At 69.5% G+C, this 22,122-nt stretch carries 16 protein-coding genes; 5 read left to right on the top strand and 11 right to left on the bottom strand.

Annotation, left to right across the window (positions count from 1 at the left end; all coding sequences use genetic code 11):
- Positions 1 to 80 precede the first annotated feature (80 nt).
- Together CES90_RS29725 and CES90_RS29720 are read right to left on the bottom strand one after the other, a co-directional pair.
- Positions 81 to 2,366, bottom strand: a complete 2,286-nt coding sequence (locus tag CES90_RS29725) for a serine/threonine-protein kinase (RefSeq protein ID WP_189786920.1) — start codon at positions 2,364 to 2,366, stop codon at positions 81 to 83.
- A gap of 128 nt (positions 2,367 to 2,494) precedes the next feature.
- Positions 2,495 to 3,367 carry an oxygenase MpaB family protein gene (locus CES90_RS29720; RefSeq protein WP_229914293.1) on the bottom strand — a complete coding sequence of 291 codons (873 nt, stop codon included), beginning with the start codon at positions 3,365 to 3,367 and terminating at the stop codon, positions 2,495 to 2,497.
- Positions 3,368 to 3,580: 213 nt separating this feature from the next.
- On the opposite strand from CES90_RS29720, the gene CES90_RS29715 reads away from it, so the two are divergent.
- The 3 genes from CES90_RS29715 (at position 3,581) to CES90_RS29705 (ending at position 9,725) form a co-directional block, all read left to right on the top strand.
- On the top strand, positions 3,581 to 3,802 hold the full coding sequence (locus CES90_RS29715) for a hypothetical protein (RefSeq protein WP_189786918.1): 222 nt from the start codon (positions 3,581 to 3,583) through the stop codon (positions 3,800 to 3,802).
- Positions 3,799 to 4,896, top strand: a complete 1,098-nt coding sequence (gene galE, locus CES90_RS29710; RefSeq protein ID WP_229914292.1) for a UDP-glucose 4-epimerase GalE — start codon at positions 3,799 to 3,801, stop codon at positions 4,894 to 4,896. Before CES90_RS29715 ends, galE begins: the two co-directional genes overlap by 4 nt.
- 287 nt (positions 4,897 to 5,183) lie before the next feature.
- A complete protein-coding gene (locus tag CES90_RS29705; protein WP_189786952.1) occupies positions 5,184 to 9,725 on the top strand; it encodes an aminotransferase class I/II-fold pyridoxal phosphate-dependent enzyme in 4,542 nt (1,513 codons plus the stop codon).
- An 8-nt stretch (positions 9,726 to 9,733) separates the two neighbouring features.
- Here the strand turns inward: CES90_RS29705 and CES90_RS29695 are convergent, their stop codons facing one another.
- Positions 9,734 to 11,602: a glycoside hydrolase family 15 protein gene (locus tag CES90_RS29695; RefSeq protein WP_189786917.1), complete on the bottom strand. Its 1,869-nt coding sequence runs from the start codon at positions 11,600 to 11,602 to the stop codon at positions 9,734 to 9,736.
- Positions 11,603 to 11,662: 60 nt separating this feature from the next.
- On the opposite strand from CES90_RS29695, the gene rfbC reads away from it, so the two are divergent.
- Positions 11,663 to 12,286, top strand: coding sequence for a dTDP-4-dehydrorhamnose 3,5-epimerase (rfbC, locus tag CES90_RS29690; protein ID WP_189786916.1), 624 nt, complete (start codon positions 11,663 to 11,665; stop codon positions 12,284 to 12,286).
- Here rfbC and rfbD read toward each other — a convergent pair.
- From rfbD to CES90_RS29650, 8 genes are all read right to left on the bottom strand, one after another.
- Positions 12,214 to 13,119 (bottom strand): dTDP-4-dehydrorhamnose reductase, encoded by a 906-nt coding sequence (gene rfbD, locus CES90_RS29685; RefSeq protein WP_189786915.1) that lies wholly within the window; start codon positions 13,117 to 13,119, stop codon positions 12,214 to 12,216. The two genes, rfbC and rfbD, sit on opposite strands and share 73 nt — an antisense overlap.
- Positions 13,116 to 14,111: a dTDP-glucose 4,6-dehydratase gene (gene rfbB, locus CES90_RS29680; protein WP_189786914.1), complete on the bottom strand. Its 996-nt coding sequence runs from the start codon at positions 14,109 to 14,111 to the stop codon at positions 13,116 to 13,118. Before rfbB ends, rfbD begins: the two co-directional genes overlap by 4 nt.
- A complete protein-coding gene (locus tag CES90_RS29675) occupies positions 14,108 to 15,175 on the bottom strand; it encodes a glucose-1-phosphate thymidylyltransferase (RefSeq protein ID WP_189786913.1) in 1,068 nt (355 codons plus the stop codon). Before CES90_RS29675 ends, rfbB begins: the two co-directional genes overlap by 4 nt.
- Positions 15,172 to 16,149, bottom strand: a complete 978-nt coding sequence (locus CES90_RS29670; protein WP_189786912.1) for a UDP-glucuronic acid decarboxylase family protein — start codon at positions 16,147 to 16,149, stop codon at positions 15,172 to 15,174. Before CES90_RS29670 ends, CES90_RS29675 begins: the two co-directional genes overlap by 4 nt.
- Positions 16,150 to 16,164: 15 nt before the next feature.
- Positions 16,165 to 17,490: a UDP-glucose dehydrogenase family protein gene (locus tag CES90_RS29665; protein WP_189786911.1), complete on the bottom strand. Its 1,326-nt coding sequence runs from the start codon at positions 17,488 to 17,490 to the stop codon at positions 16,165 to 16,167.
- Positions 17,491 to 17,589: 99 nt separating this feature from the next.
- Positions 17,590 to 18,867: a glycosyltransferase gene (locus CES90_RS29660; RefSeq protein WP_189786910.1), complete on the bottom strand. Its 1,278-nt coding sequence runs from the start codon at positions 18,865 to 18,867 to the stop codon at positions 17,590 to 17,592.
- A 38-nt stretch (positions 18,868 to 18,905) separates the two neighbouring features.
- The gene (locus tag CES90_RS29655; protein WP_189786909.1) at positions 18,906 to 19,916 is read right to left on the bottom strand and encodes a glycosyltransferase family 2 protein; all 1,011 of its coding nucleotides are present in this window, start codon (positions 19,914 to 19,916) and stop codon (positions 18,906 to 18,908) included.
- A complete protein-coding gene (locus tag CES90_RS29650) occupies positions 19,913 to 20,983 on the bottom strand; it encodes a glycosyltransferase (RefSeq protein ID WP_189786908.1) in 1,071 nt (356 codons plus the stop codon). Before CES90_RS29650 ends, CES90_RS29655 begins: the two co-directional genes overlap by 4 nt.
- A gap of 156 nt (positions 20,984 to 21,139) precedes the next feature.
- Here CES90_RS29650 and CES90_RS29645 point away from each other — a divergent pair, with 156 nt between their 5' ends.
- Positions 21,140 to 22,117, top strand: a complete 978-nt coding sequence (locus CES90_RS29645; RefSeq protein ID WP_189786907.1) for a class I SAM-dependent methyltransferase — start codon at positions 21,140 to 21,142, stop codon at positions 22,115 to 22,117.
- Positions 22,118 to 22,122 lie beyond the last annotated feature (5 nt).

The raw sequence follows: 22,122 nt of genomic DNA, 5'->3' as shown, positions 1-22,122 counted from the left end.
GCTCTTGCGTAACACGCGATAATCGAGGTCGGCCAGGGGTGCGTGCCAGGTGGATCAACGCCCCGGGTCGGCTTTCGCTCTCAGTGGCCTCGGGTGGCCCGCCGCTGGCGTAGCGCCGCCACTCTCCGGTACAGCTCCACCGCCTCCGGGCCGCGGCCGAGCTGTTCCAGGCAGTGAGCCTCGTCGTTGCGGCTGGCCATGGCGTCGGGGTGATCGGCGCCGAGGACGCGTTCGCGGGCGTCGGCCACCCGCCGGTACTCGGTGAGGGCGTCGGCCCAGCGGCCGAGCCAGCCGAGACCGACGGCGACCTCGCGGCGGCTGACGAGGGTGTCGGGGTGGTCCGGGCCCAGGGCGCGCTCCCTGAGGGCGCACACGTCGCGGGACTCGGTGAGGGCCTCCTCCCAGCGGCCGAGGCGGCCGAGGTTGACGCCGAGGCCGTGGCGGGCGCGCAGCGTCTCGGGGTGGGTGGGCCCGTGGACGCGGGTGCGGTCGTCGACAAGGGCGCGGTAGAGGGTCAGGGCGTCGCTGCTGCGGCCGAGGCGGCCGAGGCTGATCCCGACCTCGTAGCGGGCGGCGAGGGTGTCGGGGTGGTCGGGGCCGAGGGCCTGGGCGCGGGCCTCGGCGACTTCCTGGTAGGTCTGCAGCGCCTCGGGCCAGCGGCCCAGCTGGCCGAGGGCGTAGGCGACTTCGTAGCGGGTGACGAGGGTGTCGGGGTGGTTCGCGCCGAGGACGCGGGCGCGGGCGGCGGCGACCTCGCTCGCCATCCGGTACGAGTCCTCCAGGCGCCCGAGCCTGCTGAGGTTGAAGGCGAGGTTGTGGCGGCAGCGCAGGGTGTCCGGGTGGTCGGGGCCCGCGATGCGTTCGCGGGCGGCGAGGACGGACGTGTACGCCTGATGGGCCTCGAAGTGGCGGCCCAGCTGGCCCAGTACGTACGCCATTTCCTGCCGTGCGGCGAGCGTGCCGGGGTGCTCGGGGCCGAGGACACGCTCCCGGATGCGGGCGACGTGGGCGAACTCGCGCAGCGCGTCGGCGGGGCGGCTGGTACGGCTGAGGGTGAAGCCGACCTCGAAGCGGCTGGCGAGGGTGTCGGGGTGCTCGGGGCCGAGGGCGTGCTCACGCTCGACGGCGACCGCCCGGTGCACCTCACCGGCCTCCGTCCAGCGGCCGAGACGTCCAAGGCTCAAGCCCGCGTTGTGCCGCCCGGCCAGGGTCCTGATCAACTCCGGTGAAGGGGTGGGCCGTTCGGCGCGTACGGGATCTTCGGCGGGGCCGGTGACGGGGCGGGCGATCCACTCTCCGGTGAGACCGGCCGAGGCGTCCGGTGGGGCGAGGCTGCCGAGTCCGGTTCCGGCGGCCTTGTGGCCAGTGGTCATGCCACGGGTCCAGGAGGGCAGCCGGGGCTCACGCGGCGACGGCCGCTCGGGGCGTGTCCGTACCCCGGGGGAACCGGGTTTGGCGTCTGGCTCCACAGAGGGCGGGACGACCGTGCGCGCATGGGCCGGGGCCGCGCCGGTCGCCGTACGACCCTCGCCGACGCGGCGGCCCAACTCCCGGGCGTCGTACGGCCGTTCCTCGGGCTGCTTGGCAAGCAGGTCCAGGATGATCCGGTCGAGGTACTCGGGCACCTCCTCCCGATGGCTGCGCGGTGGCCGTGGCGCGGTGTCACGGTGGCCCATGAGGACCGCCCAGGCGTCGTCGAGGTCGAACGGCGGTGCCCCGGTGGCGATCTCGTAGAGGACGCACCCGAACGAGTACAGATCGCTGCGCTGGTCGATCTCCCCGCCGCTGATCTGCTCCGGGGACATGTAGTGCGGGGTGCCCATCGCGATGCCGGTGCCGGTGAGGCGGGAGGTGAAGCTGACGTCACGGCCGAGGCGGGCTATGCCGAAGTCGCAGATCTTCACCGTGCCGTCCGTGAGCCACATGATGTTCGCGGGTTTCAAATCCCGGTGCACGATGCCCTGTTGATGGGTGTACGCGAGGGCGGCGGCCACCTGGTCGGCGATCTCGACGACGTCGGCGACGGGCAGCGGATGGTGCTTGTTGTCCTCCAGGAGCTGGCTGAGGTTGCGGCCTTCCAGTAACTCCATGACGAGGAAGAGCACTCCGTCGGACTCGCCGAAGTCGTGGACGACGGTCACACCGCGGTGCTGGAGAGCGGCCGCCACGCGCGCCTCGCGCCGAAACCTCTCCCGCAGGACACGGGTGAACGACTGGTCGGGCTGGGTGTTGATGGGCTTGAGGCACTTGACCGCGACGAGCCGGCCCAGCGACTCGTCTCTCGCGCGCCAGACCTCGCCCATGCCGCCGCGCCCGATCAGATCGAGCAACCGGTACCGGCCCTGGATCAGCCTGGTGTCCGCCATCGCCAACGATGCCCCCGTCCATACGGACCCGCCCTCCCCCTGGGTCCCTGTCGTCGCATTCCCGTCTGCCTCAGGAACGGGCGACGGGAAGGCGACGACAGGGACCCGACCCGGTCCAGTATGGCGACCTATCTGCTGACTTTGTACGGTGCCGGGCGCGAGCCGGGGCCGAGCCGTGACATGGCGCGCAGGATGTGTTTGGGCGGGAGTTGCCAGCGCAGCCGGGCGGGAACCGAGCGCAGCAGGATACCGGTGAGCCGCAGGCGCCGGGTGACGACTGCCGGGGCCGGGGCCGGTCTGCCGTACAACTCATGGGCGTACGGCGGCAGGGAGGCGTACGCCAGGTTCGCCACGCGCCGCCACAGTGCTTCACGTGCCGGTATGAGCAACGGGTGCGTGGGCGGTCTGCGCAGGAAGTCGTCCACGTCCCGGGCCTCGGTTCCCGCGGCGAGCTCGGGCCGCATCTTCTCGAAGTAGGCCGCCAACTCCGCCTGGTCGCCCGGCACTTCGGTGGGACCGAGGCCCACCAGGCGGGCGCCGGCCCGGTGTTCGCCGATGTACCGGTCGGCGGCGGTCTCCGTGAGGGGGAAGCCGGAGCGGCGCAGGACCTGCAGATAGGAGTCGATCTCGGCGCAGTGCACCCACAACAGCAGTTCGGGCTCGTCGACGCGGTACCGCTCCCCCGTGTCCGGGTCGGCCGCCGTGAGCATGCTGTGGATCTTCCGGACTCGGGCGCCCGCCTTCTCGGCGGCCTCCGTGGTGCCGTACGTCGTGGTACCGACGAAGTTGGCCGTCCGCATGAGCCGGCCCCAGGCGTCCTTGCGGAAGTCCGAGTTCTGCATGACCCCGCGCACCGCCCGCGGGTGCAGCGCCTGGAGATAGAGCGCGCGGACGCCGGCGATCCACATCATGGGGTCGCCGTGCGCCTGCCAGGTCACCGAGCCGGGGCCGAAGAGGCCGGGGTCGACTATCGGGGGGTCACCAGTTCGATGGGCGTCCACGTGGTCAGTGTGGCCGGGCTTTCCCCCTGACACCAGAGCATTACGGTTGCGCGGCATATGCCGGCTCCTGAGCCCCCGCACGAGTGTCCCCGCTCCAGGCAGAACGTTTCGACCAGTACACCTACAGCCCTTGACGCCAGGGAGCAATAGGCGGAAAGTCATACATATACGTCGTAAGCATACGACGTTCACCGCACTCTGGAGCGACGCGTCATGACGCGCAGGGAACCGGATTCGGCAGATACCGGGGTGGAGCGTCGGCTTGCGCGGAACGCGGACCTCGACGTTGTCCGGATCACCGCCGGTCCGCTGGCGCGCCGCCTCGAACGGCTGTCCGTCGTCCTACGCCTGGTCCTGTCGTCGCTGCCGGCAGCCGTGGCCATCACGCCTTCCGCCCGGCATTCGCCGCCGCCCCGGGCTGGTGAGGTGCAGTGAACACGGACCGACGCCGCGCGCACGAGGGAGTGACGCCCACGAGTGCACCGTCCACGGTCCTCGTCACCGGCGGAGCCGGCTTCATCGGCAGTCATGCCTGCGTCGAACTGCTCGACCACGGCTACGAGGTGATCGTGGTCGACGACTACTCCAACAGCACTCCCCAGGTCCTCACCCGCGTGGAACGGATCGCCGGCCGTTTCGTCGGTGCTGTCTATGAGCTGGACATCCGTGATCGACACGCCCTCTCGGCCGTCTTCGACCGCCACTCCGTGGACGCCGTCGTGCACTTTGCCGCGCACAAGGCAGTGGGCGAGTCGACACGGATGCCCGTCGAGTACTACGACACCAACGTCGGCGGCACGACCGCCCTGCTCCGGGCCATGCACGAGCACGGCGTGCACCAGCTCGTGTTCTCCTCCTCCTGCTCGATCTACGGCGACGCCGGACCCGGACCGCTGGACGAGGCCACCCCGGCCCGGCCCACCAATCCATACGCGGCCTCCAAATGGATCTGCGAACAGATCCTCGCCGACGTCTGCCAGCGGTGCCCCGAGTACACCGTGCTGTGTCTGCGGTACTTCAATCCGGCCGGCGCCCACCCCAGCGGGCTGCTCGGCGAGGATCCCTACGGCACGCCCGACAATCTGATGCCGTACGTGGCCCAGGTGGCCATCGGCCGACGGAAGCGGGTCCATGTGTTCGGCGCCGACTACCCCACGCCCGACGGGACCGCGATCCGCGACTACCTCCACGTCATGGACACCGTCGAGGCCCACCGCGTCGCGCTCGACCATCTCGCCGACGGACCAGGCATGCGTGTGTACAACCTGGGCGTCGGAAAGGGCAGCTCGGTCCTCGACGTCATCACCGCGTTCTCCGAGGCGTGCGGCAGGCCCATTCCGTACGAGGTCGCGGCCCGCCGCCCCGGCGACGTGGCCGAACTCGTCGCCGACGCGACCGCCGTGGCGCGGGCCTGGGGCTGGCGTCCCATCCGGGACCTCGCCGACACGTGCCGGGACGCCTGGCGGTTCCAGCAGCTCAACCCCCACGGCTATGCGGGCTCTGCTCGGCGGCCGAACACGAAGGCCTAGCTAGCGTCCTGAAGATCTTGAAAATGCGCCTGGCTTGCCCTGGTTGATGGCGATTGACATTTACCGGCAATCCGGGGTGAGTCGGGCGGCCGGAGCAAGATCTTCAGCGGTCTCCTGGGCCCCTCGGCATCTGCTCCGCCGACCGGGGTCGTCGCCACCGCGGTGACGAGATGCAGCCCGGCGCCTGTCATGCCTACGATCGAGAAAGGCGCACGGCGCCGCGTGTTCGCGACCTGGTGTTCTACAACGCAGGGAGGCGCTTGGCGTTGCTGCTGGCCCACCGGCTGATGGCCGTGTACCTCGCGTTGGTCGGGGCCGCCACCAGCCTGTACATCACCGCCCCGGAAACACGCGCGCCGCTCTCGGCCGCGATCGGGCTGGGTGGTGCCGCCGCCATCCTCACCGGAGCGCACATGCACCGGCCCGCGCACCGCTGGCCCTGGTGGGTACTGGCCACCGGCCTGTCGGCCTTAGCCGCGGGCGGTACCCACTACAACGCGCGCGCGGGGTATTTCCACGTATCCCATCCGTTCCTCTCTCCCGCGGACGCGTTCTGCCTCGCCGCGTACCCGCTCATGGCGGCGGGGCTGTTCGGTCTTGTCCGGTACCGCTGGGTGGACCGTGACCTGCCCAGCCTGCTGGACACGCTGATCATCACCGCCGGACTCACCCTGCCGGTCTGGGTCTATCTGGTGCAGCCCCTCGCGCGGCTGGAGGGCCTGACCTGGCAGCAGCGCGCGATCAGCATCGCCTACCCGCTCGGCGACGTGCTGGTGCTGGCGATGCTGGCCCGGCTGCTCGCCCACACCCCCGTCTCCGGCGGCAACCGCGCCGTACAGCTGCTCGTCCTCGCCACCGTCACGCTGCTCGGTTTCGACATCGCTTACGGGATCGTCCAGCTCAACGGGGCATGGCAGGCCGACACGCTGCTGGACTCCGGCCGCATCGTCTGCTGCACGGCCTGGGGGCTGGCGGCGCTGCACCCCTCCATGGCGGCGCTCACCGCGTCCGTGTCCCAGCCGCAATCCCGGCGCCCGCCGTGGCCACGGCTCGTGCTGCTCGCTGCCGCCACCCTGATCGCGCCCGGGATCCTGCTCTACGAGGGGCAGCTGGGCACCGCCCCCGATACGACGGTGTTCGCCGTCTTCTCCAGTGCCCTGTTCCTGTTGGTGATCTTCCGTCTCGCGGGCATGATCGTGGCCCACCGTAAGGCCGTGGCGCGTGAACTGGCGCTGCACATGGCGACCGCTTCACTGGTGGCGGCGGAAAGACCGCAGGAGATCGCGCAGGCCTGCCATACGGCGGTGACCGCACTGTTCGGTCCGAAAGTCCGGCACGGGTCCATGCTGCTGTCGGCCAAGCATGCCCAGGACCTGTACGCGCTTCAGGCCCGGTCCCGTGACGGACCCGGCGACGGGCCCGTCACGGACACCGGTGGAGCCCCCGAGGCGGGGGCGGCCGGCGCCGCCCCCCACCACACGCTCATGGTCCCCGTCACGGTGCTCGGGCCGCGCATGGCCACCGAACTCGGAGATCTGCCGACTGCCCTGGTATGCCCTATGACCCAGCCCGACCGTCCGGCCGGCTGCGAGCTTCCGGGCGCGCTGCTGGCGGCGGGGCCCGAGCGGCAACTCACCGAGATGCGCGGCTCATTGGAGATCCTGGCCTCACACGCGGGGCTGGCGACGGAACGCATCGGGCTCCGGCAGGAGATCACCCGGAAGGAGAGCGAGGCGTACTTCCGCACACTGGTGCGCAACGCCTCGGACGTCATCCTCATCGTCGACGACGACACCACCGTCCGATACGCCAGTCCCTCCGCGGAAGCCGTGTTCGGCAGCGCCCAGCTGATCGGTAGGGCGCTGCAGGAACTGGTGGATCCCCGGGATCGCTACCGGGCGACCCGGATGCTGGCGGCCATGCGGAAGAACGGGCGGCAGGAGGCCCACGACCACTGGTGGGTTCTACGGGACCGCGGTCGCATCGAAGTCGAGGTGCGGTGCCGCGACCTGCGGCACGACAAGACTGTCAACGGACTTGTCATCACCCTGCGGGACGTGACCGAACAGCGGCAACTGGAGCACGAGCTCACTCAGCGGGCCTTTCACGATGCGCTGACCGGCCTGCCCAACCGGACGCTGCTGCTGGAACGGACCGAGCGCGCGATGCTGCGCGGCCGCCGGGAGTCGACTCTCACCTGTCTGCTCTTCATCGACCTGGACGACTTCAAGATCGTCAACGATACCCTGGGCCACTCGGTCGGCGACCGGCTCCTCGGCGCCGTGGGAGAGCGCCTGTCGGAGACGCTGCGCCGCACCGATACCGCGGCGCGACTGGGCGGTGACGAGTTCGCGGTGCTGATGGAGGACGCGAAGAAGCCTCTCGATGCCGAGTTGCTGGCCGCCCAGGTGATACAGACCCTCAATCGGCCCTTCCAGCTGTCCGACGATTCGGTGAGCGTCTCCGCCAGCGTGGGCGTGGCCACGGCGATGGACAGCGCGGACGCCGAGGAGCTGCTGGCCCACGCCGATCTCGCCCTGTACGCGGCCAAGGCCGCCGGGAAGCGCCAGTGGCGCCACTTCCAGCACCAGTTCCATGTCCGCATGGTGGAGCGGCACGACCTGCAGGCGCACCTGGACCACGCCATCGCCGAGGAGGAGTTCGCCCTGCGATACCAGCCGGTCGTGGACATCACCGTGGGCGAGGTCGTCGGTTTTGAGGCACTGGCCCGCTGGGCGCACACCCGACGCGGTCTGGTCCCCCCGCAGCAGTTCATCTCCCTCGCCGAGGAGACCGGACACATCACGCTGCTGGGCGCCTGGGTCCTGCAGAACGCCGCGTCCGACATCGCCCGCCTGCAGCACCAGAGCCAGCGGTCGGCACCGCTGTACCTCAGCGTCAACGTGTCCGGCCGCCAGTTCCGGGACGCGGGCTTTCTCGACGAGGTGGGCAAGGCGCTCGACACCCCGGGCCTGGCTCCGGGCTCGCTGCAGCTGGAGCTCACCGAGTCGGTGCTCATGCAGCGGGACGACCAGTTCGACGCGCTCATACGGGCACTGAAGAATCTCGGCGTACGCATCGCCGTCGACGACTTCGGCACCGGACTCTCCTCGCTGCGCCATCTCCGGGAATTCCCCATCGACGTACTGAAGATCGACAAGACGTTCATCGACGACATCACGCGGGACCCCCGACAGGTCGCGCTCGTCGAGGGAATCGTCCACCTCGCCGACACGCTCGGCCTTCAGGTGATCGCCGAGGGAATCGAGGAGCCGGCCCAGCGCGAGCTGCTGGCCGGTATCGGCTGCCGGTTCGGGCAGGGATATCTGTTCGCACGGCCGATGACGGTGGAGCAGAGCGAGGTCGTCCTGCGACAGCGCAACGGAGACCAGCCACCGCCGCGGGACGGCGGCACGGCGGCACGGGGGCCCATCGGCATGTGGCCGAGCGCGGCACCGGGCCGAGCCCGGTCCGGCAGAGGCGAGCCGGACACAGACGACGAGACGGCCGCGGACAAGGAGCACCAGGAGCACCAGGAGCACCAGGAGCACCAGGAGCACCAGGAGCGCACAACCACGCGCGAACCCACCTCCGCCGAACCCCTACGGACACGGCGTGATCCACGCTGGGGCGACCTCGAGCACCTGCGGCAGACGAGTCCCATGAGCGACGCGGTCCTGGACGAAGTGCACGGCCGCCACATCCGCAGCGGAGATCACTGGCTGATCGACTTCGCCTCCTGCAACTACCTGGGCTTCGACTGGGGCCCCGAGATCATCGGCGCGATCGAGCCCACCGTCCGGCGCTGGGGAACACACCCCAGCTGGTCCCGGCTGCTCGGCAGCCCACGGCTCTACCCCGAGATCGAGGAGCAGCTCACGGGGCTGCTCGGAGCGCCGGACACGCTGCTCCTGCCGACCGCCACCTTGATCCACGCCTCGGTGATCCCCGTTCTCACCGGCCAGGGATACGTTTTCGTCGAGGCCACGGCGCACCGGACCGTGCATGACGGATGCGTGACGGCCCAGGCCAACGGCGCGACGTTGCAGCGTTTCCACGCCGACCGGCCCGATCAGCTCGACGATATGCTGCGCGCCGTACCGTCCGGCAAGTCCCGGCTCGTCTGCCTGGACGGCGTCGACAACATGAGCGGGAACATCCCCGACCTGCCCGAACTGGTCGGCGTCTGCCGGGACCGGGACGCGACGCTGTACATAGACGACACGCACGGTTTCGGCGTCATCGGCGAGCGGAGGGCGGACGAGCTGTGCCCGTACGGATCCCGCGGCAACGGCGTGGTCCGGCACATGGGCGAGACCTACGACGGCATCGTGCTCGTCGGCGGCTTCTCCAGGGCGTACTCCTCGATGCTGGCCTTCATCGCACTGCCCTCCTGGCTCAAGAACCACCTGAAGATCGCCGCGGCCCCCTATCTGTACTCCGGCCCCTCGCCGACTGCCTCCCTCGCCACGACGCTCGCCGGTCTGGAGGTCAACGACCGCCGTGGGGACGCGATCCGCGCCGATCTGCACCGCAAGACCGTACGGGTGCTCGATCACGTCCATGGCCTCGGCCTGGACACGCCGAGTGTCCATGGGCTGCCGATCATCGAGATCCCCCTCGTCAACGCGTCGGAGCTGGGAGCGGTCGCCCGATTCCTGTGGGACCACGGCATCTATGTGACGCTCGCGGCCTACCCTCTCGTCCCCCATGACCGTGTCGGCTTCCGCATTCAGATCACGGCGCTCAACTCCGACGAGGACATCGACCGGCTCAACGAGACGTTGACCGCGCTCTCGGAACGCTTCGCCCTGCGGCACAGGAGCTGAGACCCGGATCAACGCCGACCCGACGCCTGCGGACCACGGGGACTCCGGGATGGTGCCGATGACAGGGCGAACGCCGTCTCCACCAGAGCTATGTGGCTGAACGCCTGCGGCGCGTTGCCCAGTTGACGGCCTGCGTCCGGATCCCACTGCTCCGAGAGCAGACCGACGTCGTTACGGATGGCGAGAACTCTTTCAAAGGCCTTCCGGGCCCGTTCCACATGGCCGGTCGCGGCGAGGGCGTCGGCGTACCACAGGGAGCACGCCACGAACGCGCCTTCAGTACCATGCATGCCGTCCACGCTGTGCCCGCCCTGGCTGTTGTGCGCTCCTTGATTGTCGGGCGCGTACCGCCGCACAAACCCGCCATGGTCCAGCTCCCGCATCGCGCGGACGGTACCGCGCACTCTTTCGTCCCAGGCCGGCAGGAAGCCGAGCCGGGGAATCAGCAGCGCCGCGGCGTCAAGGGCCGACGAGCCGTAGGACTGCACGAAGGACCGCTGCTCCACGTCCCACCCTTCCCGGCACACCTGCCGGTGCACCTCGTCCCGCATGGCCCGCCACTCGCCCGATGACCCGTTCCTGCCGAGCAGCACCCCCATCCGCAGGGCGCGGTCGGCGGCCACCCACGCCATCACCTTGGAATGCACGAACTGGCGCTGCGGCCCGCGGACCTGCCACAGCCCCTGATCCGGCTCACGCCAGTGCCGGTGGAGGTGGCCCATCATCGCCTCCACCAGACTCCACACGTGCGCCGGCATGCGGATGCCCGCCCGCAGCGACAGGTGGAGCGTGTCCAGGACTTCGCCGTACACGTCCAGCTGGAACTGGCTCACCGCGGAGTTCCCGAACCGGACCGGCCGCGACCCCTCGTAGCCGGTGAGCCATGGCGCCTCGGTCTCCGGCAGGAGCCGCTGGCCTCCGACGCCGTACACGGTCTGCAGATCGGCGGGGTCTCCCGCGATGGCCCGCACCAGCCAGTCCAGCCATGCCGTCGCCTCGTCCCGGTAGCCGCTGCGCAGCAGGCAGGACAGGGTCAGGGTGGAATCGCGCAGCCAGCAGAACCGGTGGTCCCAGTTGCGTTCGCCGCCGATGCATCCGGGGAGCGAGGTCGTCGGCGCCGCGACGATGCCTCCTGTGGGTGCGTAGGTGAGCGCCTTCAGCGTGATCAGGGAGCGCACCACGGCATCCCGCCATGGCCCCTCATAGCGGCACTGGCCGGCCCAGCGCCGCCAGAAGTCGCCGGTCTGCTTCAGAGCCGTCTCCGCCGGGACGCACAGCGGTGCGGGCAGCTCAGGCAGATGCGACGGCGACCACACCAGGGTCAGGGCCAGCCGTCGGCCGGCCGGGACGGTGAAGTCGAGGACCGTCGAGTCGCGGACCGCGGGGTCCGCACCGTCTTGACTGTCGAGTGCTCGCACCGGAGCGTCGGCGTTCAGCCAGACGGCGTCCGGCCCGGCGATGGCGACGGTGCAGCGGTCGGTGACTCGGATCCACGGCACGACGCGGCCCTGGTGGAAGCGCAGCCGCAGTTCACTGCGCATGGTCACGGAACCAGAGAGTCCTTCGACCACGCGGACGATGCACGGCAGCTGAGCACGGGGCGGCATGAAATCCGTGACCCGCACCGACCCGGTTACGGAGTCCCACCGCGATTCCAGTACCAGCGTGTCCGGGCGGTACGCCCGGCGCGTACAGGGACCGCGGGCGACGGGAGAGACCCGCCAGAATCCGTTGTCCTCCGTGCCCAGCAGAGCGGCCAGACAGGCGGGCGAATCGAATCGGGGCAGGCACAACCAGTCGATGGACCCGTTCCTGCCGACCATGGCGGCGGTTTCGAGGTCACTGATGAGGGCGTAATCCTCAATGGGTGTACTCATGATCGGAATTACGCCGTTGTACGCTTTGCCGCTCTTCCAGGATACGGCGATCCTGGGTACATGAGGCCGCTGAGCATCGACGGAGCATGGGTTCACGAGCCCCAGGTCTTCGCCGACCACCGGGGCTCCTTTTTCGAGTGGTTCGACGGCGATGCCTTCCACGAGGCCGTCGGTGCGGATCTCCGGCTCGCCCAGGCCAACTGCTCCGTGTCGCGGCGCGGTGTCGTACGCGGCATCCACTACGCCGACGTGCCACCGGGCCAGGCCAAGTACGTGACGTGCGTCCGCGGTGCCGTCCTCGATGTCGTGGCCGACATCCGCACCGGCTCGCCCACCTTCGGACAGTGGGACGCGGTACGGCTCGACGACGACAGTCACCGCTGTGTCTTCCTCTCCGAGGGCCTCGGTCACGCCTTCATGGCGCTCACCGCCGAGAGCACCGTCGTCTACCTCTGCTCCGAGGGGTACGCGCCGCGGCGCGAGCACGGCATCCATCCGCTGGACGCGTCGCTCGGCATCGACTGGCCCGTGGACCGGCCCCCGCTGCTGTCCGACAAGGACGCCGCCGCGCCCACGCTCATCGAGGCCGAGCGCGGTGGGCTGCTGCCCTCCTACGCGGCGTGCCGTGCCCACCGTCTGCGTTCGGCGTCCCGTAGCTCGGGGAACGCCTCCACCAGGGCATAGCACCAGTGGCGCAGCGTCGGCAGCCCGGCATCCGACCAGCGGCTGTGACCGAGAACGCTGTACGCGGGGCGAGGCGCGGGACGCGGCAGGGCGGCGCTGGAGACGGGGTGCACCCTTGCCGGGTCCGCGCCCAGCAACCGGAGCACCTCACGCGCAAGGCGGTTCCAGGTCGCCTGACCGCTGTTGGTCGCGTGGTACACGCCGGGCGGCGCGGTATCCGCCCGCGCGCAGTTCCCCAGCAGGATCAACCGGTCGGCGACGTCCCCGGTCCACGTGGGCTGCCCACGCTGGTCGTCGACGACGTAGAGGGCGTCCTGGGCCGCTTCCAGCCTGATCACGGCCTGGACGAAGTTTCCGCCTCCCGCCCCGTACAGCCAAGCCGTACGGACCACGTGGCCGGTCTCGGGAAGAGCCGACAGGACAGCCCGTTCCCCGACGAGCTTGGTCCGCCCGTACGCGGTGCGCGGGGCCGGGGTGTCCGTCTCCCAGTACGGCCTGTCGCTGTCACCGGAGAACACGTAGTCGGTGGAGATGTGGAGCAGGATCGTGCCGTGGACACGGCAGGCCTCGGCGAGATGGGCCGGGCCGTGACCGTTCACGTCGAGCGCCTCCGCCTCGTGGGACTCCGCCGCGTCCACGTCCGTCCACGCGGCGCAGTTCGCCACGACCGCGGGCCGGTACTGGTCCAGGGCCGCGCGCACCGCGTCGCCGTCGGTGATGTCCAGCCGGTGGTGGCCGACGGCGACGGTGTCCGCCTTGCGGGCCTTCAGGCGGGAGACGAGTTCCCGGCCCAGCATGCCGTCCGCTCCGGTGACGAACCACTCGCAGGTCATGACGCCCACCTTTCGGCCCGCCGGCGCAGCGGCTCCCACCACGAGCGGTGCGTGCGATACCAGTCGACGGTCTCCGCGAGCCCCGTGGCCAGTTCCTTCCGCGGTGCGTAGCCGAGCTCCCGACGGATCTTCGTGAAGTCGACCGAGTAGCGGCGATCGTGACCCTTGCGGTCCTCGACGAACGTGACCATGTCCCAGCCGGCGCCGCACTCGCGCAGGAGCAGGCCGGTCAGTTCCCGGTTGGACAGTTCGTTGCCGCCGCCGATGTTGTAGACCTCGCCGGGGCGGCCGCCGGTACGGACGAGCTCGATGGCCCGCACATGGTCGTCGATGTGGATCCAGTCGCGGACGTTCAGGCCGTCGCCGTAGAGCGGTACCGGCCTGCCGTCCAGCAGATTCGTGATGAAGAGGGGGATGACCTTCTCGGGGAACTGGTGGTGGCCGTAGTTGTTCGAGCACCGGGTGACGCGTATGTCGAGGCCGTGGGTGCGGTGGTGGGCCAGCGCGAGGAGGTCGGACGAGGCCTTGGACGCGGCGTAGGGCGAGTTGGGCATCAGCGGGTCGGTCTCCGGCCAGGAGCCCCGGCCGATCGAGCCGTATACCTCGTCGGAGGAGATGTGGACGAAGGTGCCGAGGCCGTGGCGCAGGACTGCGTCCAGCAGGGTCTGGGTACCGAGCACGTTCGTGCGGATGAACGCGTCGGCGTCGAGGATGGACCGGTCGACGTGCGACTCCGCGGCGAAGTGCACCACCTGGTCGTGCTCGGAGACCAGCTTGCCGACGAGTTCCGGATCGCAGATGTCTCCTCGTACGAAGGCGAAGCCGTCCGCGTCACGGACCTCGTCCAGGTTCGCGGGGTTGCCCGCGTAGGTGAGTTTGTCGAGCACGGTGACCGACACGTCGGGCGGGCCGTCCGGGCCGAGCAGCGTGCGGACGTAGTGGGAGCCGATGAATCCGGCTCCACCGGTGACCAGGATGCGGGTCGTGGTCATGACGGGATCTGCACTTTGCTGTGGTCGCCGAGCACCAGCCGGTGCACGGAGGGTGTGCGGGGGGCGGGGGTCACCTCGACGTTGTGGCCGATCAGCGAGACCTCGATCCTGCGCATGCCGACGATGGACGCCCGCCGCAGCACGATCGAGTACTCGATCTCGCTCTCCTCGATACGGCAGTCCTCGGCGATCGAGGTGAACGGTCCGACGTAGGAGTCGGCGATCACGGTGCCGGCACCGATGACGGCCGGGCCGACGACACGGCTGCCGAACACCTTGGCGCCGTCCTCGATCCTGACGCGGCCGATGATCTCACTCGCCCCGTCCACGCTGCCGTCGATCCCCGGTTCGACCGTTTCCAGGACGGAGCGGTTCACCTCCAGCATGTCGGTGACGTTCCCCGTGTCCTTCCAGTACCCGGAGATCGTCGTGGAACGCACGTCATGGCCCGTCTCGATCAGCCACTGCAGGGCGTCCGTGATCTCCAGCTCGCCGCGCCGGGACGGCCCGATGGCCCGTACGGCCGCGTGCACGGTGGGAGAGAAGAGATAGACGCCGACCAGTGCCAGATCGCTCTTGGGCCGCTGCGGTTTCTCCTCGAGTCCCACCACGCGGCCCGCCGCGTCGAGTTCGGCGATCCCGAAGGAAGTGGGTTCGGGCACCCGGGTCAGCAGGATCGCCGCGTCGGGCCGCTCACGGCGGAAGTCGTCGACCACGCCGGAGATCCCTCCGACGATGAAGTTGTCGCCGAGGTACATCACGAAGTCGTCGTCGGCCAGGAAGTCCCGGGAGATCAGGACGGCATGGGCGAGCCCGAGGGGGGCCTCCTGCGGCAGGTAGGTCACGTCCAGCCCGAACCGGGAACCGTCGCCGACCGCCTCACGGATCTCCCGCTCGGTGTCTCCCACCACGATGCCGGTCTGCGTGACACCGGCGGCGGCGATGGCCTCCAGGCCGTAGAACAGCACCGGTTTGTTGGCTACCGGCACCAGTTGCTTCGCCGAGGTGTGAGTGATCGGACGGAGCCGGGTGCCCGCTCCCCCGCACAGTACGAGTGCTTTCATGATGGCCGCCCCACTCGGGATCGCTCCCGGGGTCGTACGAGCGTGTCCGGCTGCGACAGGAACCAGTCGACGGTGTGCCGCAGCCCTTCTTCCAGGGGCACCCGCGGATGCCAGCCGAGCCCTTGGCCGGCACGGGTGATCACGGGACGTCGCCGGACGGGATCGTCGACGGGCAGCGGAAGGAAGCGCAGCTCGCTGTCCGATCCGGTGATCGACAGCACCAGTTCGGCGAGCTCCCGCACCGTCCGCTCCGTCGGATTGCCGAGGTTGAACGGGCCCGGCAGTTGGGAATCGATCATGGCCAGCAGGCCGCGGACCATGTCGTCGACGTAGCAGAAACTCCGGGTCTGGCTGCCGTCGCCGAACACGGTCAGGGGTTCCTCTTCCAGCGCCTGTCTGATGAAGCTGGAGACCACCCGGCCGTCCTGCGCACGCATACGGGGACCGTATGTGTTGAAGATCCGGACGATCCCGACATCGGCCCCCTGGCTGCGCCGGTACGCCATGGAGAGGGCCTCGGCGAAGCGCTTGGCCTCGTCGTAGACGCTGCGGGGTCCGATGGGATTGACGTTCCCCCAGTAGTCCTCGTCCTGGGGATGCATCTGGGGGTCGCCGTAGACCTCGCTGGTGGACGCCAGGACGAAACGCGCGCTGTGCCGGACGGCCAGCCGCAGCAGGTTCTCCGTACCCCGGCTGCCGGTGGCCAGCGTCTCCAGCGGAAGACGGCCATAGTCGAACGGCGACGCGGGACTCGCGAGATGTACGACGGCGTCCACGTCCCCGGAGGACCTGAAGGGGACCGTGACATCGCAGGCCGTGCAGTCGAAGCCGGGCTCGCGCAGGAGATGGGCGATGTTGGCCGATCGGCCGGAGGAGAAGTTGTCCAGGCAGCGCACGCTGTCGCCTCTGCGGAGCAGCGCTTCGCACAGATGCGATCCCAGGAAGCCGCTTCCACCGGATACGACGACACGCATGGCTCCTCCTCGCGGTCAGCCGAGCCGCGGGCGGCCCGGCGCGCGCAGCGTCCATCCCGCCGAGCGCCAGGCCGCCTGGTCGAGGGTGTTGCGCGCGTCGACGATGGCCGGGGTGCGCACCACCGTGGCGAGGGCGGCGGGGTCGAGTTCCCGGTACTGCGGCCATTCGGTGAGGTGCAGTACGACGTCGGCCTGCTCGCACGCCTTGGCCACGTCCAGGGCGAACTGGAGCGCGGGGTGGGCGGCCCGGGCGTTGTCGACGGCCTCGGGGTCGTGGACGCGGACCCGGGCTCCGCGGCGCCGGATCTCGTCCGCGACCGCGAGTGCCGGCGAGTCCCGTACGTCGTCGCTGTGCGGTTTGAAGGCGGCCCCCAGCACCGCGACGCTCCGGTCCGCGAAGGACCCGCCGACGAGCCGCTCAGCAAGGTCGACGGTGCGCAGGCGCTGTCGTGTGTTGATCTCGTCGACCTGGCGGAGGAGGGCCACCGAGTCGCCCAGGCCGAACTCCTCCGCACGGGCGGTGAAGGCCCGGATGTCCTTGGGCAGACAGCTGCCGCCGAAGCCGAGGCCGGGAGCCAGGAAGCGGGGGCCGATGCGGGAGTCCCGTCCCATCGCCTCGGCGAGCGTGAGGACGTCGGCGCCCGTTGCGTCGCAGATCTCGGCCATGGCGTTGATGAAGGAGATCTTGGTGGCGAGGAAGGAGTTCGATGCCAGCTTGACCAGTTCGGCGGTGGCCGGATCGGTCCCGATGAACGGGGTGCCGGCGTCCAGCAGAGGTGCGTAGAGCTCCCTCAGTCGTGCCTCGGCCTGCTCCGACCGGGCGCCCACCACGATGCGTTCCGGCCGCAGGGTGTCCTGGACGGCGCAGCCCTCGCGGAGGAATTCCGGGTTCCAGGCGAGGTCGGCGTGCGGAGCGGCCGCGTGCAGCCGCTCGGTCAGCCGGTCCGCCGTTCCGACCGGCACCGTGGACTTGCCGACCACCAGGACCCGCTCGTACCCGCTGTCGTGCAGATACGGCGCCAGGCCGTCCACGGCGGCCTCGACATGGCGCAGATCGGCGGCTCCCGATGCGGGACGCTGCGGAGTACCGACGCAGATGAAGTGCGTGTCGCCGAACCAGGCGGCCTCGATCAGTGATGTGGTGAAGCGCAGCCGGCCCGTGTCCACCGCCTTCATGAGCATCTCGGCCAGGCCGGGCTCGTAGAAGGGGGGCGTTCCGCTGGTGAGCGCGGCGATCCTCTCCGCGTCGATGTCGACGCCGAGGACCTCGTGCCCGATGTCCGCCATGCAGGCGGCGTGGACGGCTCCGACGTATCCGGTGCCTATGACTGTCAGGCGCATGTCGGTCTCCGGTGGTGGGTGTGCGTGAACACGAGAACCTTGGGAGAATGCGTATATTTACGATGTATACGTACATCATCGCTCCACCCGGCCAGCAGGTCAAACCGGGCGAACACCCTGCGGTGGGCCGACGGAAGCGGACGGCGGAGGCGAGAGCCCCAGCAGCCTGCGGTAGCAGGCGTCGATGGCGTCGCACATCGCCTCCGGGGCGAACGCCTCGCGCACCCGCTCGCGTCCCTGTTTCCCCATGGTGGTGGCCTCGGCCGGATGGTCGAGCATCCAGCCGACCGCTCGGGCCAGACCTTCCGGGTCGGCGGGCGACCCGAGCAGTCCGGTGGCGCCGTGCGCCACCAGATCGGGGACGCCGTTCACGGCCGTCGCGACGACGGGCCGGGCGGCTGCCAGTGCCTCTGTGAGCGCACGGCCGAGCCCTTCGTACAGCGAGGTGATCACGAAGAGGTCCATCCCGGCGACGAGCCATGCGGCGTCCGGACGGTATCCGGTGATCCGTATCTCGACGCCGAGCTCGGCGGCAAGCCGCTGGACGTCCTCCTTCAGTGGCCCGTCGCCGACCATGACGTACGCGGTGTCCGGGTGCCAGGCACGGACCGCGGCGGCCATCCGGACGAAGTCCAACGGGGACTTCTGCACATCGATCCGGCCGACCGTGCCGATGAGGGCCTCTCCGGGGCCGATCTCCAGCGCCTGCCGGGCGGCCGGGTCGAAGCCGGTCGGAATGCGACCGAGGTCCACCGCGGAGGGCACCACCTCGACGGCGGCCGGTGGAGCCAGCCGATGCTCGACGACTTCGCATGCGAGCTGCGGTGCCTCGGCGAGGAAGTGGTCGGTGAACCGACGGGTCGCACGCTCCAGCAGGCGATAGAGCCGATAACGCAACCGCGGCATGAAGGGGTGGAAACTGACGCCGTGGTAGGTGTGCACCACCACGGGCGTACGGCACAGCCAAGCGGCCAGGCGCCCGAGGAAGCCGCCTTTCGCCGAGTGGGTGTGGACGATGGTGAACCGCTCACGCCGGATCAGCCGTACGAGCCTCCAGAGCACGAACAGATCCGCGGGTGTGAGCACGTGGCGGAATCCGGGGATCTCGACGGTGCGCAGGCCTTGGGCCCGCGCTCGGGGCCACAACTCGCCGCCCGGCACGCCGGCGACCCACACCTCGTACCGGTTCGGGTCCAGCCCCTCGGCCGCCATCAGGGTGTAGGCGCCCGCGCCGGCCGAGAAGCGGGTGATGACGTGCAGCACTTTGATCCGCGGCAGGGCCGGGGATCGCGGAAGCGCTTCCGGCGGAACGACACCGGCCGGGGCCGCCGGCCACTCGGTCACCCGGTGACCGCTGTCGCGAGAGATTCGTTTCATGTGCGCGTTCGTGGGGCTCAGCTGAGTACGCATGGAGCTCAGTCCTTTCTGTTTCTCGTCACCGATGGATGGCTGCCGACGGGCTCCGGACCGTCCTGACCCAGCTGGTCCCATGTGCTGATGAGCCACCGCAGGAACCCCCGATAGCCCTCGACGGTGTCCCGGAAACCGGTGGAGCCACGCCCCAGCGCCGCCCCGGCGAACCGGACGGCCGGCTCGACCGAGAGCGAGAGCACGAGCAGTAGTCGGGCCTGCCGACGAGGCAGATGACTGAAGACGAAGAGACAGCGGCTGCACAACCAGTGCTCCAGCCGCCGTGCCTTCACCTGGCCGCTGCTCACGTTCTCGGCATGGCGGACCCGCACGTTGCTGAGGAAGTACGAGGGCCATCCGCGCCGCCGGGCCCTGAACGCGAGATCCACGTCCTCGAAATAGAGGAAGTAGCGCTCGTCGAACCCGCCCAGTTCGGTGAACAACGACCGGCGCATCAAGACGAAGGCTCCGATGACCTGGTCGACCACCGCCGACTCGGGCGTTTCCTCCGGGCGCAGATGATGGCGCCGGAAGAGCGAGGGCAGGACCCGGTCGAGACCGGTCATCTGCCCGAACAGCATGCCCTGCGTGGGAAAACGTGAGCAGGAGATCGCGGGGCGGCCACGTTCACCCACCATCCGCGCTCCGCAGATGCCCACCCCTTTCGCTGCCTCGGTCCGGAGAAACCGACCGGCGTTCAGCAGCGCGTCGGGAAACAGCCTGGTGTCCGGGTTGAGGAAGAGCAGGTACTCGGAACAGCCAAGGCCGGCTCCTTGGTTGCAGGCGACGGCGAAACCACGGTTACTGCTGTTGCGTACGACCTTCAGACGTATCCCGGGTATGTCCAGAAGACCGGCAGAACCATCACTCGACGCGTTGTCCACCACCACCACGTCCCCCACGTCGAGAACTGTTTTCTCGGCGCCCGCGATCGAACGGAGGCAGTCAGCCAGATAAGGACCCGTGTTCCAGTTGACGATGACGATGTCGACCGTCTCGGGACGTTGAATGGTCATGACGGCTCCCGCAGCGTGGTCAGTTCGAGGGCCGCTTTCCAGTGGGACAGCCACACGTCGTAGGAATACCGTCGACTGACGACGTCCTGCGCCCGTCGGCCGAGCCGTTCGCGATCCGCGTCGCCGCAGTTCAACAGGGCGAGGATCGCTTCCACCCAGTCGCCCGTACTGCGTGCGGCGGGCATGCCGAACAAGGAGAGGATCTCCGCGTTGACCCCCACCGGGCTCGCGACCGCCGGCAGGCCCGCCGCCCCGTACTGCAGCAGTTTGTAGCCGCACTTACCCCGGCTGTAGGACGTGTCGGGCACCGGCATGATGCCGATGTCGAGCTCCGCCAGCGCCGCCCTCTCTCTCGCCGGAGTCCATGCCACACGGTCCACGACGCTCTCCAGGCCCCCGAGCGTCGGACGCGGCGCTCCGATGAGTGTGATGCGGGCGCCGGTCCGCCGATGGATCTCCCGGAGGGCGTCCTCGATCCACGACAGGTAGACTTCATTCCTGGGTGACCCGATCCAGCCGATTCGAGGTGGATCGTGCAGGGTGTGCGTGGCCTTGCGGACGTAGTCGTCCGGGGCGACACAACTCGGTATGACCACCACGTCGCGATGGTGCTGGGACGCCCAGTCGGCGAGCACCGGATTGCCGGCGATCACCCGGTCGGCACAGTGGACCGCCACGCACGTCTTGGTCGCCTTCGGCGCCAGACGCCGAAGGAGTCCGCCGTCGCCGTAGTCCCATTGCAAGGCGTCGTCGAAGTCGTAGACGGAGAACTCCGAGCGCGTGAGAAGCCGGCGTTCCTCTTCGCCGCGGCTCAGCGGAGACGCCTCCCGGTGCAGGAACAGGCGCCGCCAGCGCACCGCGGCCAGCTCCCGGAGCCGGAGTTCCGCCGCTGCCAGAGCAGCCGGACGCCGGAGCAGGGCCGAGGGCCGGGCATCGTGCAGCGAGAGATAGCTACTGAGGACGAAGCCCACTCCCGCACGGTCCAGCCATTCGAACACGCGGACCCGGGACGATCCGGAGACTCGCCCGTAGGGAGTGACCGCGCAGTAGTCATGACGTCCGTTCATGAATGCACCTCGGTGGAGGGCTGGACATGGGCACCGCTTGCCGATGTATCCTTTCTGTGTATGTTTACAACGTATGCGTACAGTTTGCACCCGTAAGTACGTGGGGTCAACAACCAGTCGACCGACCCACGTGCCCCCCTTCGGAGGCAGAGCGCCATGGCCCTGACAACGCTGGACCGCATCGAACAGCTGCTGGTGTGTCCGTGCTGCCAGTCCCCCCTGGCATCCGGCCCGGACGGCTTCCGCTGCACGTCGGACACCTGCCGGTACCACGCGGCCGACTCCTTCCCCTTCTTCGGGAAGTGGCCGCTGCTCGTCGACACCGAGCGGAGCATCGTGGGCGGCGATGGACTCGTCCCGTCCGACAGCCCCGCCGGATCTCAGCGGCACGGCACGCCGCGACGCCCTGCCGCAGATCGGCTGCCCGCGGTGCTGCGTCCGCTGTGGAAGCCACGGAACAGAGCAGCGGCCCGCAACGTCGAGCGGCTCTTCCGACTGCTCGACGGGTCCGCCCCGACTCTCCTTGTGGTCGGCGGCGGGACGGTGGGAAACGGAGTGGAGGCGATCTACGCCGACCCTCGCGTGCAGGTCATCGGATTCGACATCGTCACCAGCCCGGCCACGCAGTTCGTCGCCGACGCGCACCAGATCCCGCTCGCCGGTCGAACTGTTGACGCGGTGGTGGTTCAGGCAGTTCTGGAGCATGTGCTCGATCCGCGCCAGGTGGTCGCCGAAATCCACCGGGTCCTCAAGGACGACGGGATCGTCTACGCGGAGACCCCCTTCCTTCAGCAGGTCCACGCCGGGGCCTACGACTTCGTCCGCTACACCGCCAGCGGCCATCGCTATCTCTTCAGGCGATTCGAGGAGATCGACGCCGGGACCGTCGCCGGCCCCGGTACGGCGCTGTTGTGGAGCCTCGACCACGTGGTGCGCGGGCTGACTCGGTCGGCTCTCGCCGGCCGGCTGCTTCGAGGACTGCTGTCCTGGCTCCACTATCTGGACCTCGTCATCCCACCTGGTTACGCCCAGGACAACGCATCCGCCTTCTACTTCCTCGGACGTAAACGGGCCCACGGAATGTCGGCCGCGGACATCGTGGCGTACTACAGCGGTGCGCAGTCCATGGACTGACGCCG

Origin of the sequence: Streptomyces capitiformicae (genome assembly GCF_002214185.1) — a bacterium.
GTDB classification, from domain to species: Bacteria; Actinomycetota; Actinomycetes; order Streptomycetales; family Streptomycetaceae; genus Streptomyces; species Streptomyces capitiformicae.
This window is presented reverse-complemented; position numbering and strand designations above follow the sequence as displayed.

Bases quoted from the DNA above. Each gene is read 5' to 3' on its own strand.
- CES90_RS29725 (WP_189786920.1), bottom strand. From the start codon at position 2,366: ATGGCGGACACCAGGCTGATCCAGGGCCGGTACCGGTTGCTCGATCTG.
- CES90_RS29715 (WP_189786918.1), top strand. From the start codon at position 3,581: ATGACGCGCAGGGAACCGGATTCGGCAGATACCGGGGTGGAGCGTCGG.
- CES90_RS29705 (WP_189786952.1), top strand. From the start codon at position 5,184: ATGGCCGTGTACCTCGCGTTGGTCGGGGCCGCCACCAGCCTGTACATC.
- CES90_RS29695 (WP_189786917.1), bottom strand. From the start codon at position 11,602: ATGAGTACACCCATTGAGGATTACGCCCTCATCAGTGACCTCGAAACC.
- rfbC (WP_189786916.1), top strand. From the start codon at position 11,663: ATGAGGCCGCTGAGCATCGACGGAGCATGGGTTCACGAGCCCCAGGTC.
- rfbD (WP_189786915.1), bottom strand. From the start codon at position 13,119: ATGACCTGCGAGTGGTTCGTCACCGGAGCGGACGGCATGCTGGGCCGG.
- rfbB (WP_189786914.1), bottom strand. From the start codon at position 14,111: ATGACCACGACCCGCATCCTGGTCACCGGTGGAGCCGGATTCATCGGC.
- CES90_RS29675 (WP_189786913.1), bottom strand. From the start codon at position 15,175: ATGAAAGCACTCGTACTGTGCGGGGGAGCGGGCACCCGGCTCCGTCCG.
- CES90_RS29670 (WP_189786912.1), bottom strand. From the start codon at position 16,149: ATGCGTGTCGTCGTATCCGGTGGAAGCGGCTTCCTGGGATCGCATCTG.
- CES90_RS29665 (WP_189786911.1), bottom strand. From the start codon at position 17,490: ATGCGCCTGACAGTCATAGGCACCGGATACGTCGGAGCCGTCCACGCC.
- CES90_RS29660 (WP_189786910.1), bottom strand. From the start codon at position 18,867: ATGAAACGAATCTCTCGCGACAGCGGTCACCGGGTGACCGAGTGGCCG.
- CES90_RS29655 (WP_189786909.1), bottom strand. From the start codon at position 19,916: ATGACCATTCAACGTCCCGAGACGGTCGACATCGTCATCGTCAACTGG.
- CES90_RS29650 (WP_189786908.1), bottom strand. From the start codon at position 20,983: ATGAACGGACGTCATGACTACTGCGCGGTCACTCCCTACGGGCGAGTC.
- CES90_RS29645 (WP_189786907.1), top strand. From the start codon at position 21,140: ATGGCCCTGACAACGCTGGACCGCATCGAACAGCTGCTGGTGTGTCCG.